This window comes from Paenisporosarcina sp. P4_D4, assembly GCF_056401835.1.
Genome location: NZ_JBFUIO010000001.1, coordinates 70,399 through 85,500 on the forward strand (window position 1 = coordinate 70,399; position 15,102 = coordinate 85,500).

10 protein-coding genes are annotated in these 15,102 nt (G+C 42.5%); 6 read left to right on the forward strand and 4 right to left on the reverse strand.

The genetic code is table 11. The features are described 5' to 3' along the window. Nucleotides 1–26: 26 nt before the first annotated feature. A complete protein-coding gene (gene ade, locus AC1DSL_RS00350) occupies nt 27–1,799 on the reverse strand; it encodes an adenine deaminase (protein ID WP_477530804.1) in 1,773 nt (590 codons plus the stop codon). 234 nt (nt 1,800–2,033) lie between these two features. On the opposite strand from ade, the gene AC1DSL_RS00355 reads away from it, so the two are divergent. Both AC1DSL_RS00355 and AC1DSL_RS00360 read left to right on the forward strand, forming a co-directional pair. After that, the gene (locus AC1DSL_RS00355) at nt 2,034–2,780 is read left to right on the forward strand and encodes a threonine/serine exporter family protein (protein ID WP_016428378.1); all 747 of its coding nucleotides are present in this window, start codon (nt 2,034–2,036) and stop codon (nt 2,778–2,780) included. A gap of 10 nt (nt 2,781–2,790) precedes the next feature. Beyond that, nucleotides 2,791–3,249 carry a threonine/serine exporter family protein gene (locus AC1DSL_RS00360; protein WP_016428377.1) on the forward strand — a complete coding sequence of 153 codons (459 nt, stop codon included), beginning with the start codon at nt 2,791–2,793 and terminating at the stop codon, nt 3,247–3,249. Nucleotides 3,250–3,311: 62 nt separating this feature from the next. Here the strand turns inward: AC1DSL_RS00360 and AC1DSL_RS00365 are convergent, their stop codons facing one another. After that, the gene (locus AC1DSL_RS00365; protein ID WP_477530805.1) at nt 3,312–5,321 is read right to left on the reverse strand and encodes an EAL domain-containing protein; all 2,010 of its coding nucleotides are present in this window, start codon (nt 5,319–5,321) and stop codon (nt 3,312–3,314) included. A 214-nt stretch (nt 5,322–5,535) separates the two neighbouring features. Between AC1DSL_RS00365 and AC1DSL_RS00370 the strand changes: the two genes are divergently transcribed. The 3 genes from AC1DSL_RS00370 to AC1DSL_RS00380 all read left to right on the forward strand — a co-directional run bounded on the left by AC1DSL_RS00370 (nt 5,536) and on the right by AC1DSL_RS00380 (nt 10,210). Then, a complete protein-coding gene (locus AC1DSL_RS00370) occupies nt 5,536–6,435 on the forward strand; it encodes a DMT family transporter (protein WP_477530806.1) in 900 nt (299 codons plus the stop codon). Between the two features lie 228 nt (nt 6,436–6,663). Further along, nucleotides 6,664–8,406 (forward strand): ABC transporter ATP-binding protein, encoded by a 1,743-nt coding sequence (locus AC1DSL_RS00375; protein WP_477530807.1) that lies wholly within the window; start codon nt 6,664–6,666, stop codon nt 8,404–8,406. After that, the gene (locus AC1DSL_RS00380) at nt 8,387–10,210 is read left to right on the forward strand and encodes an ABC transporter ATP-binding protein (RefSeq protein WP_477530808.1); all 1,824 of its coding nucleotides are present in this window, start codon (nt 8,387–8,389) and stop codon (nt 10,208–10,210) included. Before AC1DSL_RS00375 ends, AC1DSL_RS00380 begins: the two co-directional genes overlap by 20 nt. Before the next feature lie 278 nt (nt 10,211–10,488). Here the strand turns inward: AC1DSL_RS00380 and AC1DSL_RS00385 are convergent, their stop codons facing one another. After that, nucleotides 10,489–11,571, reverse strand: a complete 1,083-nt coding sequence (locus tag AC1DSL_RS00385; protein ID WP_016428372.1) for an acyltransferase family protein — start codon at nt 11,569–11,571, stop codon at nt 10,489–10,491. A 122-nt stretch (nt 11,572–11,693) separates the two neighbouring features. On the opposite strand from AC1DSL_RS00385, the gene AC1DSL_RS00390 reads away from it, so the two are divergent. Then, complete coding sequence (locus AC1DSL_RS00390) at nt 11,694–12,566, forward strand: GNAT family N-acetyltransferase (RefSeq protein ID WP_477530809.1); 873 nt, start codon at nt 11,694–11,696, stop codon at nt 12,564–12,566. Between the two features lie 199 nt (nt 12,567–12,765). Here the strand turns inward: AC1DSL_RS00390 and helD are convergent, their stop codons facing one another. Then, nucleotides 12,766–15,006, reverse strand: coding sequence for an RNA polymerase recycling motor HelD (gene helD / locus AC1DSL_RS00395; RefSeq protein ID WP_477530810.1), 2,241 nt, complete (start codon nt 15,004–15,006; stop codon nt 12,766–12,768). Nucleotides 15,007–15,102 lie beyond the last annotated feature (96 nt).

Consider the following 15,102-nt stretch of genomic DNA (forward strand, 5'->3'; position numbering starts at 1 on the left):
CAAGGCAGGCCACTAACGCGATTCGCTTAGTGGTCTGCTTTTTCGTTCGTATTCGCGTCAATTCCGATATGCTGGAATGTGGTGACATCGAATAATCCCGTATCAGTTAATTTAAGTGATGGAATGACTGGCAAACTTAGAAATGATAAGGTCAAAAATAAATGAAAATCGAGCTTCGGATGAATGGTATGGATTGCTTCATGCAAGTTTGCCAGTGATTGTACTGCTTCCTCGAGAGGAACTTTCGTCATCAATCCGGCTATAGGCAATGCAAGCGAAGCCATGATTTGACCATCATGGACAACGACCAATCCACCCTGCATATCCTGCAACGCCTGTACAGCCGCAATCATGTCTTCATCATTCGTACCCAGAACAATCGCATTGTGAGAATCGTGAGCAATGGTGGTCGCGACTGCTCCTTTTTTTAGGCCGAAGCCCTTCACAATGCCCAATCCAATGGTGTGTAATTGATGATGCCGTTCAATTACAGCCAGTTTCAATTGATCCCGTTCCATGTTTTGCACGAATGCGCCATCTATAATTTCAACTTTTTCAACCACTTTATTGGTAACAATCTGGTCTGGTATGATTTCCATAATATTCGCTTTGGCACCTTGCGGGAGCGGGATAGCCAAATCTTCGACCGTCAAAGTAGGCAAATGAACGGAATGGCGAATTCGAACGGTACAATCCGTTTGATTTTCAGTAGCGTTTATCATGCGGCCATGCTCCGCCACCTTGACTCCTTTCTTGAATACAGCAGCTACTTTGAAAAGTTCAAGATGATCGAGCAATAGAAAATCTGCTTCGAAGCCCGCTGCCAATGCTCCTTTTTGAGACAAACCATAACATTCCGCAGCATTCAGCGTGGCCAATTGAATCGCTTGAAGAGGTTCCATTCCAGCTTTAATGGAGAGACGTATAGCATGATCTATGCTGCCTTCGTCCACCAGTTCATCCAGGTGTTTGTCGTCTGTACAAAATAAAAATCTTCTTGCATTGTGAGGTGTTACCGCAGGAAGCAAATCATGTAGATTCTTCGCAGCAGAGCCTTCACGTATTAACACATACATGCCTTGGGTAATGCGGTCACGTGCTTCATCCGCTGTCACACATTCATGGTCTGTCTGAATGCCGGCTGCGCGATATCCTCGAATCTGTTCGCGTTGCAATCCCGCTCCATGCCCATCAATTCGAAGACCCGCTTCCTTGGTCATCAGGAGCTTTGAAAGCATGCCTTCGTCTCCGCGCAAAACCGCTGGATAATCCATTACTTCTGCAAGTCCGAGTACGGAAGGGTGGGAGAGAAGCGGTTGTAAATCTTCTGCTTCCAGTCTTGCACCTGCATGTTCAAAGGATGTGGAGGGTACACTCGAAGGGAGCATGACAAAAATATCCATTGGGCTTTTTTCTGCATCTTTCAGCATGAATTGGATGCCCTCAACTCCTGCAACATTTGCAATTTCATGTGGATCGGTCACAACAGTCGTTACGCCGTGGGGCAATAAAACATCACCAAAAGCAGATGGGGTGAGCATCGACGATTCAATATGGATATGTCCGTCAATCAAGCCGGGTACGACATAGCGTCCCCCTGCATCCATTTCTTCAATGGCTTCAAATGAGCGAGTAGAATCAATTGCGACAATAAAGCCATCCGAGACAACGATATCTGCGTTCGCCCAAACAAGTGAAAATACATCCGCTACACGCGCATTGCGCAAAATGAAATCAGCAGGCTGTTTTTGTTGGGATACCGCGATGATTTTTTTGAGTGTATCGATTGAACCTTGCATGAAATTTCCCCCTTTATGAAAAGAATTTACTTATAGGTATTGTACTGTCGTATATACGAAATGAATAGTTTATAGAACCGGAAAAGTGAATATGTAATGGATGGCTACTCACGTTTATATCATTGTACTCGGTATGAGCAATAGATTCATGTAAAGTACCAACAATATTTGTTTTTTACTGCACATTTCGTTAAGATTGTGCAAAGGTGATAAGTGAAAGGAGTGGGCACAGACGTGCTAAATGAGAAGAATGATTTGGCAATAGATTGTTGCCTGCTTGCGGGTCGACTAATGATTGAGAGTGGTGCGGAAACGTATCGGGTTGAAGATACAATGACCCGTATGGCGATTTCACAAGGTCTGATAGGGACCCAAAGCTTCGTCACACCAACAGGAATCATGTTTTCGCTTGGAAAAGATGGCTCGACACGGTTGATGACCATTCGGGACAGGGTGACAGATTTAGAGAAAATAGCACTTGTGAATCAAGTATCAAGAAAACTGGCCACCACTGAACTGACTATCGAAGAAGCATATGAAGAATTACAACGAGTTGCCAGTGCCAACTTAATGTTCCCTTTTCTATTACAGTTTATAGCAGCTGCAGTTGCGAGCGGGTGTTTTCTTATCCTGTTCGATGGTGTCGTGAAAGATGTTCCGGCAGCGACCATTGCAGGTGGAATGGGGTTCGTTGTGGTCACACTAATACATGAATTGACCCGTGTTAAGTTTTTCGCGGAATTCATTGCTGCCTCAATCGTTGGAACCCTGGCTTTTTTAGCGGTTCTGCTGCAAGTTGGGGAAGACTTGAACACTATCATTATCAGTGGTGTCATGCCATTGGTACCAGGATTGCTCATTACAAATGCAGTACGCGATCTTATGGCCGGGCATTTTGTTTCCGGGGTATCAAAAGGTGCAGAAGCATTGTTGACAGCATTCGCAATCGGTGCAGGCGTTGCACTCGTACTATCATTTTAGGAGGGGTGTCATGATTTGGATCGTAAAAGCGGTGTTAAGTTTTATTATCGCAATGTCATTTGCCATTATATTTAATGCCCCTAGAAAAAAACTAGTTGCAGCCGGCTTAGTAGGGATGTGCGGTTGGGTAATTTACAGTGGTTTTACAATGGTTTCAGGTGATGCAATTCAAGCATCCTTTGCAGGAGCTTTTATCGTAGCGCTGGCATCACATATTTTATCTAAACGTTTCCGTATGCCGATGATCATTTTCAGTGTACCGGGCATCATTTTACTCGTTCCCGGAGGACTTGCATACAATGCGATGCGCAACATTGTGGAAAATGACTATTTAACCGCCATCTCTTACGCTTCCAAAGCATTTATGACATCAGGTGCAATCGCAATGGGTTTGGTGTTTGCTGAAGTTTTGATGCAGTTGATATTTAGGTATTTAAGTAGAAAAAAGGCGGCTTCTCAGAATGTTTGAGAAACCGTCTTTTTTATGTCTGAGCAAGGTTTCAAGCTAAACAGGCACTTTGCGCATTTATTTTATAAATTTTCAATTTCGCCAGCAGATACAGGATGACTGATATAGAAACCTTGAATGGCGTCACAGCCGAGTTTTGTCAATAAATCCTGTTGTTCTTTTGTCTCAACACCTTCAGCCAAGACGCGTATCTCCATTGATTTTCCAAACTGAATCATGCCGTGTACTAGTTTTTGCAATTTCTCTTGTTTCGTAATGGACGCGATAAATGATTGATCGATTTTAAGTTCGGTAATCGGTAGCATCTGCATATAACGGAAAGACGCATAGCCTGTCCCGAAATCATCGAGAACAAACCTGATGCCCTCACTTTGAAGCTGATGCATTTGGCGAATGATGGATTGTTCCGATTCCGCTTCCAGTGCAAACTTCTCAGTAATCTCAATTTGCAGTAGATGAGCAGGACAGCCAAATTTCTCTAATGTCTGTCTAACTTGCTTTACCATGTTTTTATCACGGAATTCGCGAATGGAAGAGTTTACACTCACTTTCATCGGCTTGCCGTTTTTTGCCCAAAGTGCGGCTTGCTCGCATGCCTTCTCCAACATAAAGCTCCCAATATCATGAATCATGCCTGTCTCTTCTGCAACTGGAATGAGATCGTTCGGTGTAACGGTTCCAAGTACAGCGTCTTCCCAACGAACCAGTGCTTCCACTGCATCAATCTTGCCAGTCTTTAAATCAACTTGTGGTTGATACATAACAGTTAAATCTTTATGGTGCAACGCCTCAATCAAACGTTTTTCAATCATGGCCTTTCGGCTTAACGCGACATGATTGGCTTTTGAAAGGCTGACGATATTTCCTCCGCCTTCTTGCTTCACCTTATGGATGGTCGCACTAGACGCCCTCATCATATGTAAAAATGTTGATTGATCTTCTGGGTATCTCGTAATCCCGCCACTGATTGAAATCGGGATAGCTTTGTTGCGAATGTAAATCGGATGCTGCTTCAAGTAACTTAAGAAACCTTGAATAAACCAATCACTCAAAGGCGTCAACACTACAAATTCATCTTCACCCACGCGTGCGATATCACTATCCTGGAAATACATTTTCAGGCGTTTTGCAAATTCCAGTAATAGAGTGGTTTCAGACTCTTCATCGTGCATGTCTCTCAATGTGTAAAACTTATCGATATCTAAAAAGATGAAAGAAAAGTGACGTTCTTCTGCAATAAGTCCGGACACGATATTTTCAAGACGATGGCGATTCATTAATCCTGTCTCTGAATCCACATAAGCAATTTGCTCAAGATGCAATTGCAGGCGTTTTTTATCCGTGATATCTTTTTCCAAAATGGCAAAGTACATAGGCTCATCATTCGTCGCCAAAACAGGGATGGCCGTCATATCTACCCAATATGTTTCTCCATCTTTAGTCAGTTTTTCAACAGACCCTTGCCAAACGCGGTTGCTATTCAGGGTGTACCATATTGGGTTGACCGATTTCTCAGCTGACTCTTCGGGGAAAAGCTGCCAAAATGACTTACCAATAATACGTTTTGGCGTCCATTTACTTGTTTTCAAAAACAATGTATTTGCATATGTAATTAGCCCATCTGGGTCCAAATAAGTGAGCATAAAGGTTTCATCGATTCCCATTTTAAAGCTAGCTAATTCTTGTGTACTTGATGTTTGATCCATTGTTGGAACATTATTAACTTCAAATAAGAACATGACGCATTGTTCATTATCGATTGTCATTGAATTTAAAACAGCTGAAACATGAACAGCTTTGCCATGTTTTGAATGAATAATGAAATTTTCAAAACGAATTGGGTTCTCACTTTGAACCACTTGACCCCACGTTGATTTATGTATGGCTGAACGGTTTTCTTCGAAAAAAGGATAGAATTTTCCAACGATTTCGTCCGCAGTAAAACCAAATGTTCTCTCAGCTTCTCTACTCCACCAAAGTACCGTTGCGTCACTCGCAGTCAGTATCATCGGAAAAGGAACATGGTCCAATATACTGCTACCATTTTCCAATACTTGTTGCATACCTTTCATTTCGCAGGACTCCTTGTTTGTATACTAATAACTCCTATTATAGAGAAGTCTTGGCATCAAGTCATTAAAATAAATAATGTTTTATTCTGAAAAATAAAGGAAAATTCAAGGAGATTTATTGGAGGTGGAAATGAAATGTTCGCAAGTTTTTCATTGAATTCAACTTGAACAATAGTAAGATGAAAAGTAGACTTGTAGATAAAGAGGTGAGTAAATGAATCGCGCAAAAGGAATCGTCTTAATTATTACCGGAGCCATGTTATGGGGAGCGACGGGTCCATTGATGGAATGGATATTATCGAACTCAATGCTGACAGTTCCGTTTATGTTGACGATTCGGTTACTTGTTGCAGGAGTTGTTTTGCTCGCTTTTCTAAAATTAACAGGAAATCAATTAAGACCAATTTGGCGACAGCCATATTGGGTTAAGCGATTGATTATCTTCTCCATGTTCGGCATGCTAGGAGTTCAATATTCATTTGTAGCAGCAATTGAATCAAGCAATGCGGTAGTTGCGACGTTGCTTCAATTTTTAGCACCGATTTTTGTGGTTATATTTGTATCTTGGAGTATGAAGAAATGGCCACCGAAATATCAGTTGATTGGAATTGCCGGAACGTTGATCGGCTTATTCTTCTTATTGACGAATGGTTCATTCACCAAATTACTGTTAAGCCCGGAAGCGTTGGCATGGGGAGTCGCTGTCGGCCTGAGCTTTGCATTTTATACGTTATATCCCGGTTCTCTCATGAAAGAATGGGGTGTTTTGCTGGTGGTTGGTTGGTCGATGCTGATCGGCGGTCTGGTACTGGGAAGTATAAGTCGCGTGTGGCAATCCGACGAATGGGCTTTATTATTGGATTGGAAATTGTCCGTTCTTTTATTGACAGTCATCGTTATAGGCACAGTGGCTTTCATTTTATTTTTGAGCAGTATGAAATACATAAGTGCGATAGAGACCAGTATTTTATCAAGCATGGAGCCACTCACTGCTATGATTATCTCTGTTATTTGGCTGCAACAAGTGTTAGGGAAATGGCAGCTGATGGGGGCTCTCATCATGCTGATTTGTGTCACGTGGCTATCCATTGCGGGAGATCGGAACAAGAAATAAGTTTGCTAGAGTATCATCTATCCTTTTGGGGATAGGTGATTTTTTTTTTGCCCTTGGCCGAGTGTCAATTCGGGGTGATTCCAACTAAGCGACCGCTTACCCAAAAATCGTATCTAACAGAGAACATTTCATCACAATGAATGATACCTTTTACTCATTCATTGTGGCATAATAGTGAACAATCAGATAATTAATTCGTTTAACGAAGAAGTTTCAGGGGGGCATCTAGTGAAAACCGTATTTTCTTATGTCAGACCATATAAATGGCCAATTGCCATTGCGCTTTTCCTCATGCTAATCGAGCTTTCTGTCGAGCTTGTACAGCCACTCATTATAGCCAAAATAATAGATGATGGCATCATGCAAGGAGATCAGTCCGTTATTTGGACGTGGGGAGGAGTCATGATGCTCATGGCTTTCGTCGCTTTCTTGTCTGGCGCGACAAACTCTTTCTTTGCGTCGCATGCATCACAAAGTTTTGCTTTTGATGTCCGCAGTGCTTTATTCAAGCAAGTACAGCAGTTTACAGTTGCCACGTTTACGAAGTTCCCGACTGCCGGCTTAATCACGAGGCTTACAAGTGATGTCACCATGGTGCAAAACGTACTCTTTATGAGTTTGCGTATTATGTTGCGGGCGCCTTTACTCGTACTCGGCAGTGTCATTATGGCGTTTATCGTCAATGCCTACCTCGCGATGTTCCTTGTAATCGGGGCACCATTCCTACTGATTTTTCTCTATATTATGGTGAAAAAAGGGGTCAGTTTTTTTGCACTTGTGCAAGTTCGACTCGACCGTGTGAACCGTGTCCTACAGGAAAACCTCCAGGCAGTACGGTTGGTTAAAGCATATTTGCGCGGTACGTTCGAGTCTTCTCGTTTTGAAAAAGTGTCGAACCTCCTCAAAATGGATACAGTGAAGGCGCTTCGCATTATGGAAATCATTCTTCCACTTCTTCTACTCGTCATGAACATCAGTTTGCTGGCAGTTCTTTGGTTTGGTGCTCGTGAAATCCAATCGAACAATGCCCAAATTGGCGAGTTGGTCGCAATCGTCAACTACGCAATGCGTATGACGGGGGCTTTCTCGATGTTCGCCTTTATTATCATGGCATTTGCCCGTGCGAAAGCTTCTGCAGAACGTATGGAAGAAGTGTTACTGGTCAATGAAGGGCTGGAACGCGATGAAGAAACAGGTAAAATGCATGAAGCCCTTGAAGGTGAAATCAGTTTCAACAATGTGACGTTCAGCTACCCGAACTCTTCTGAACTAGTGCTGAACAATATTACATTTGATGTGAAATCTGGCGAGAAATTGGCCATCATGGGAGCTACCGGTGCCGGTAAATCAACTTTGATGCAACTCATCCCGCGCTTTTTTGAAGTAACCTCGGGTTCCATTACAGTTGACGGGAAAGACGTTAACAAATGGCCGTTGGATCAATTACGACAAGCCATAGGGCTCGTTCCCCAGCAGTCACTGTTGTTTACGGGAAGTATTTATCAAAACTTGGCATGGGGCAAAGTCGAAGCATCAACAGAAGAATTGCAACAAGCTGCCAAGCAAGCGCAAATTCATTCTTCTGTTGAACAGTTCGCGAAAGGCTATGATACGCGTGTTGGTCAAAAAGGTGTAAATTTGTCTGGCGGTCAAAAACAAAGACTGTCCATCGCACGCGCGTTGGTCCGAAAGCCAGAAATTCTTCTGTTGGATGACAGCACCAGTGCGCTAGATGTGAAAACTGAAGCATTGCTATGGGAGGCATTGGATAAAGAAGAAGCAACCATGCTCGTCATTACGCAAAAAATCCGAACTGCAAAAGGCGCAGACCGTGTCCTTTTACTCGACAATGGACGGATTTCTGCTTATGGCTCTCATCAGGAACTGATCGAAACGTCCGAATTATACCGTCAAATTGCGGAGTCGCAACAAGAACAGGAGGTGGAAGCAAATGCGACAGATGTTAACTAAACCATTTGGCTACGAGCCGGTTCTGACGAAAGAAGATATTACCCCTGTCAAAAAGAAAAAAGGAGAACGGGCAGGGGACTGGCAAGGTGTATTGAAGCGAATTTGGCACCTCGTGGATGAACAACGTGCACTATTGATTACGGTTTTGTTGCTAGTCGTTGTCAGTTCCACTCTAGCTTTAGTTGGGCCTTATCTACTTGGGAAAATTATCGATGAGTATATCGTGCCGGGTCAATTTGCAGGTATGCAAAACATGATGATGTGGTTGATAGGTATTTATTTCTTCCTCTCGGTGTCGATGTTTTTCCAAAACTATTGGATGATCGGCGTTGCGCAGCAAACCATTTATCGGATGCGAACGAATCTCTTCTCACATTTTCAAAAGTTGCCTGTATCTTTCTTTGATAAACGTCAGCATGGTGAACTCATGAGCCGTGTGACGAACGACATTGAAAACGTCAGTGCCACTTTAAATAGTTCATTTATTCAAGTGTTCTCGAGTATTTTAACGCTAACCGGAACCGTCATTGTCATGCTGACGTTAAGTCCTTTACTGACATTGCTGACCATGACAATCATTCCGGTCATGTTTTTCTCCATGAGATGGATTACAAGACGAACAGGGATACTATTCAAACAGCAACAACAGGCGGTTGGGGATTTGAACGGCATGATTGAAGAAACAATCTCGGGTCAGCGAATCGTCAAAGCTTTCTCACAAGAGGAACGCGTCACTGATGAGTTCATTGTAAAAAGTGAACGCCTACGCCATACCGGATTTTGGGCTTTGACTTATTCAGGTTTCATCCCGAAAGTAATGAATATGTTGAACAATGCCAGCTTTGCCATCGTTGCAGGTGTTGGAGGCTTGCTTGCCCTGAACGGTCACGTATCGATTGGTACTATCGTAATTTTTTCTGAATATGCTCGTCAGTTTACCCGCCCCTTGAATGACCTGGCGAATCAATTTAATACCGTCCTTTCTGCAATTGCCGGAGCGGAGCGGGTATTCGCCATTATTGATGAACCGATTGAAAAAGATGAAGCCACGACTCAATTAGATACTGTGTTAAAAGGAAAAGTCGAGTTCGATCGTGTCTCCTTTAAATATGAACAATCGGATGCTGAACATACGATTCGTGATGTCAGTTTTATCCTGAATCCTGGAGAAACAGCCGCATTGGTCGGTGCAACAGGTGCAGGAAAAACGACCATCATGCAGCTACTGGCCCGTTTTTACGAAACGAATGATGGTCAAATACGGATTGATGATATCCCGATTGACCAATTGGCTCGCCAAACATTGCGCAGTCAAATTGCATTTGTCTTGCAAGATCCATTTTTATTCGAGGCTACAGTAAAAGATAACATTCGTTATGGCCGATTAAATGCAACGGATGAAGAATTGATAGAAGCTGCCAAACAAGCAAATGCACATGACTTCATCATTAAGTTACCAGAAGGATACAACACGGTCCTGACCGCAGATGGAGGGGAAATCAGTCAAGGCCAGAAACAATTGCTGTCAATTGCACGCGCTCTGGTAGCGGATCCCGTCATTTTGCTGTTGGATGAAGCAACTAGCAGCATCGATACAGTGACCGAAATGAAAATCCAGGAAGCTCTGGAACGATTGATGGAAGGCCGGACGAGTTTTGTTATCGCTCATCGATTGAATACCGTCAGAAAGGCAGACGTTGTCTATGTAATGGATCAAGGACAACTCGTTGAATCTGGAAGTCAACAAGAGCTCGTGACCCGAAAAGGGCTGTATTACAACATGTTGACGGAATCGCATATATAAAAACATTTCAATTTGGTCTCGTTGAATGGAATTATGTTTTGAAAGCATTGTAGTCACCTTAAGTAAGCATTTTTTTTAAAAAGGAACGGAATCCGAGCCACTCCCGCGGAAAAACGGATGGCGAAAGCCCCGCAGACCTTTAGGACGAGGAGATTGAGGCGTTCGTCCGCAGGAAAGGGCTCAGATTCCGAAATGATTCGTCTAAATTTTAGTTTAAATGAAAAAGACTGCAGATAAACTCAAAATTACTGAGTTTGTCTACAGTCTGAGCTGAGCCTCTAGTATTGAGGCTCAGCTTCTTTTAATTTCACTGGTTTAGCAACTTTGCGTTTTTTCGGCGAAAAACCGCCTAGGAACAATCTACCGTAAGGGACCAGTTTTTGAATGAGTATTGATGCAACAATCGGTACCAACAATCCAAATGCCGTGAATCCAATAATTCCGTAATTGAAGTAATCATTCAATACGATATCTGTGAAAATGTGGAGATACATAATGGCAATTGAGTGCTTTTCAATTTGTTGCAGCCACTTCAATGACATGTGGGAAGCAACCCATTGAAATACTCCGACAATAACCAGAGTCATGGAAATCGGAATGACTAAATCCAACACCACATGTTCATAGCGCAGGAACTTCATACTCAAGTGATAATCCATTACGCCGAACCAATCGAGCGAAATGGCGGACACCGTTCCGATAAGCCCTGTAATCAACCAAGGCTTCGTAACATTCATCCAAATATTCTTCATATAATATCCAAGTGCAAAATAGACAACCGCCATTAGTGCTACGTCGATATTCCAAATCATAGGAATGGTTTGAGAGGCTTTATCAGGCGCACCACCAATTACTTGCATCGCAAACAAACTTTCCATATGAGCGATTAAGTAGAAGACAGTTAAAATCACAATCTGTTTCGTACGATTGAAGTATTTTGTCATCCATAAGAAGAACAAATACGTAAAGAACAACGTTGTGACAAACCAGAAAACTCCGTAAGCACCACGAGCAAATCGTCCTCCAATTACAAGTGTCCAAATATCATTCAAATACCATGATAAATCCATGTTTCCTGAACCGATTTCCATTCCATAGCGAATGACTGTAATCGTTACAAGGAAAAACAAATATGGTACGATTAATTGCATAAAACGTTTATGAATGGCTTGTTTTGAAAGCCCTTTTTCCAGAACAGGTTTAAAAAACATCCCGCTTAAAATAAAGAAGGCAGGCATGTGGAACCAATATATATACTTCCCAAGAGGGAAATCAAGTTGACCTGGGTAATGGCCGATTACGACAAGAATCATTAAAAATCCTTTTGTAACGTCCACCCAGGATAATCGTTTCTTATCCATGATTTAACTCCTCCATAAATTCACACTTTCGCTATTATATAACCGATTGTGAGAGGAAATAAACAGTTGTTACCATAATGAAACACGTTAGTCACAACAATGAAAGAAAGGTGGAAATACTTGTGGACATTGCCATATTGACAGTTTCGTTCCCTTTAGATGTAGAAACATCGAGTGAAATACAGGGACTCCTGCGTGCAAGTGAAGAAATAGAAGGCACCAATTACGACCAAGTCTTAAATATTCCCGTCATGACGGATCCAGTAACTAAAGGCTTTGCAGTGCTTGCATATGCAGAAGACGATGTGGTCGGAGTTGTTTCGGCCATTGATATGATTGGCATTCACTCCTATGAATGGAGTGGACTGGTCCACCCGGAATATCGCAGACAAGGGCTCGGGCAGGCGTTGATAAAAGAATTGCAACATAATTTGGAAGTACGAGGCGCTGAAGGTGAGCTTGCATTGAATATGAAAGAATCCCAAGCCGGTGCAGCTTTTCTGCAACACTCAGGATATGAGTGGAACTTCACTGAAGCGACATTGAAAGCAGACGTGAATTCAGTAGCAGAAAATCCTGCGGTGGATGTCGAACCATTAACGGATGAAACTCAGGAACTTACACGTATTTTAATGAATGCATTTGGTGATACAGAAGACGAAGTACAAACACTGCTGGATTACAATGCATCCAATCCTTCACGACATGTTTTTGTAGCGAAGCAACATGGGCAAGTCGTCGGTACTTTAACACTTGTGGAAGATGGAAAAACTCTCTGGGTAACAGCGTTGGCTACAGATTCCGAAAGACAAGGTCAAGGCATCGGTTCCGCATTGTTGGCCTTTTCACAAGTAGAAGGAAAGCGAAGAAATTGTGAATCCGTTAAGCTCGATGTGGAAATTGACAACGACAAAGCATTATCGGTTTATAATAAAGCAGGTTTTAAACCAGTATTGCAAGTTGATTATTACGTGAAAAACCCCATTGCAAATTAAGTTGCAGTGGGGTTTTTCGGTTTTTAGTAACATTATTTTGAATAGAGTCCCTGCATTAATTAGCAGCCACAAAAGGTGGTAAAGGGTCTGCAAATGTGGACCAATCACTAGTCATTTCTTCATCTGTCAGCAAACAGGAATCCTGCAAGGGGAAAAGAAAAAACGTTTCTCCTGGGTAAGAGAAACGTCAGAATAGATTTCACGATTTAGTTGATGTAGCGGGCAATAAAAAATGTTCCCGATTTGGTCCGACTAAATGTAGCTCATGCATCGGACGGGTCATCGCGACATACAAAAGCTTGCGGTCGATTGCATGTTCGCGGAACGGGTTGTCAAACGCCACAACGATAACTGCATCGAATTCCAGCCCTTTTGCTAGATGGCTCGGCACAATGAGTAGCTTTTCCTGGTGTATATCCGAATGATCACTCAGCAACTGAATCTCAAGGAAATCATCAAGGTGCTTCGCAACAGCTTTTGCCTCTGTAGTCGTTTTGCAGATAAGAGCAATCGAACGATGACCACGACTTCGGACTTCGTCCATTAAAGTGACAATCCGATTGCCATCAATCATCTTCATCTCGTGGAACTGCGGATCGATGCCATGACGGACGACGGGTTCCACCAATGGTAAGTCTTCGTCCATCTGCATCAAAATACTATTTGCCATTTCCATGATTTCAATTGTCGTTCGATAGCTTTTTTGCAAAGTCGTGTAAGTGGCACGTGGGAATAATTCAATAATCGGTTCCCAGGAAGTGAGGGCCCGGTAACTATGAATGCCTTGAGCCAAATCTCCAACCATTGTAAACATATCCGTCTCCAAGCCTTCTTTGAGGGCGGCCAGTTGAAATACGCTGTAATCCTGGACCTCATCAATGAAGACGACACGCATTTTCCACTTGTCCGAAATGCCTTTAATCTTGGCGTGCATGTAATAAAGAGGTGCCAAGTCTTCTATTTCCCATGACTCCATCGAATGGCTTCGCAGAAACGAGTCTTTCTGTTCCGCTGTCCAAAGTGTGGCATGTTCGTTTATTAACTTTCCATTTGTGACAAACTCACGATACATATTTTTGATGTTGGCTTTTTTAAAACGTTTCATGTAAACATTGGCCGTGGTCTTGGATTCTTTTTCGATTAATGGAATTCGGCGATCGCGCTCATCGATGAATTTCGTCACTTCCGCTTTGCGTTTTGCAGCATCACGAACGACCAACGCTTTATCAAGGGCATCTTCGTATTTCTTGTTTAATACATTCAGGATTTCTTTTTTCTTTTGTCGCACATGCGATTGCAAGATCGTCTTGATTCGTTCCAACCGTTTTTCTAGTGGCATATAGGAAAAATCGGACAAGAATAAGTTTCTTAATTTCGAACCACGCATAATGCAGTATTTCTCAATATATATATCTTCGAATTGGTTGGCTATCAATTTTTCATATTCATATAGAAAGGCGTCTACTAACAGTGTATAGGAAAGAGAGCCTTTCATTTGAGATATCCAAAGCATCATTTCATCAGGGTTTTCTTGTTCAGTTAATGCTGAAAGCTTCAAATTCACATCTTTAAGTTTCACTTTTATACCCGTGGCGTTCAAGACATATTCAGAGTAGGTTGTCTGGCATATTTGACCGACACCGAGCTCAGGTAATACATCTGCTATGTAGTCCATAAACAGTTTGGAAGGGGCTAAAATCATTAACTTTTCGGCTGGGAAATGTTCGCCCATCGTATAGAGGAAATAGGAAATTCGATGTAATGCAATGGTCGTTTTTCCACTGCCTGCCGCGCCTTGCACAATAATGGGTTGTTTTAAATGAGCACGAATAATTTCATTTTGTTCAGCTTGAATGGTCGATACAATTTCAGTCAAGCGAACATCCGCTTTACCTGAAAGTGCTTCTTGCAAAAGCTCATCATTGGTCGTTAAATCGATGTCGCGTACGGACTGCAATTCGCCTTTTTCAATGGTATATTGGCGTTTTGAAAATAGGTGACCGGTAAAAGTGTCTTCCCGTACATCGTATTCGATATCCCCGAGTCGCCCATCGTAATACACATTCGCCACTGGAGAACGCCAGTCTACAATAATCGGTTCCTGCGTTTCCCTATGGAATAAAGAAGTTTTTCCGATGTACAGCATTTCGCTGTCTTCGCCGTCTTTTTGGAAATGAATGCGTGCGAAATAAGGTTTTTGCTGAATGGCTTCCAGTCCTTCTTTTTGAGAGCGGGCCATTTCAAAAAACCGTGCGTTAGTTAAAATGTTCATGTAGCTTAAACTGGAATCCAAATAATCTAAATCAGCCATTGCGTGACGTATATTTTCCTGTGCTGATTTCACATCACGTTTCGATTCATCGAGTAACTGTTGCATATAGTGTTTAGTGTAGGTCAGGCGCTCTTGCTCTTGCTCAAAATCAGGATGTTTCTGTGTCATACAGTCCTCCGATATGAAGATTTTGCGTCCTGCAATTATGAAATGTCTAGCTCCATGCGCCAGCTCACACCTAAGCCAGAACCTCAGGCGAAATCA

Bases quoted from the DNA above. Each gene is read 5' to 3' on its own strand.
- ade (WP_477530804.1), bottom strand. From the start codon at position 1,799: ATGCAAGGTTCAATCGATACACTCAAAAAAATCATCGCGGTATCCCAA.
- AC1DSL_RS00360 (WP_016428377.1), top strand. From the start codon at position 2,791: ATGATTTGGATCGTAAAAGCGGTGTTAAGTTTTATTATCGCAATGTCA.
- AC1DSL_RS00365 (WP_477530805.1), bottom strand. From the start codon at position 5,321: ATGAAAGGTATGCAACAAGTATTGGAAAATGGTAGCAGTATATTGGAC.
- AC1DSL_RS00370 (WP_477530806.1), top strand. From the start codon at position 5,536: ATGAATCGCGCAAAAGGAATCGTCTTAATTATTACCGGAGCCATGTTA.
- AC1DSL_RS00380 (WP_477530808.1), top strand. From the start codon at position 8,387: ATGCGACAGATGTTAACTAAACCATTTGGCTACGAGCCGGTTCTGACG.
- AC1DSL_RS00385 (WP_016428372.1), bottom strand. From the start codon at position 11,571: ATGGATAAGAAACGATTATCCTGGGTGGACGTTACAAAAGGATTTTTA.
- helD (WP_477530810.1), bottom strand. From the start codon at position 15,006: ATGACACAGAAACATCCTGATTTTGAGCAAGAGCAAGAGCGCCTGACC.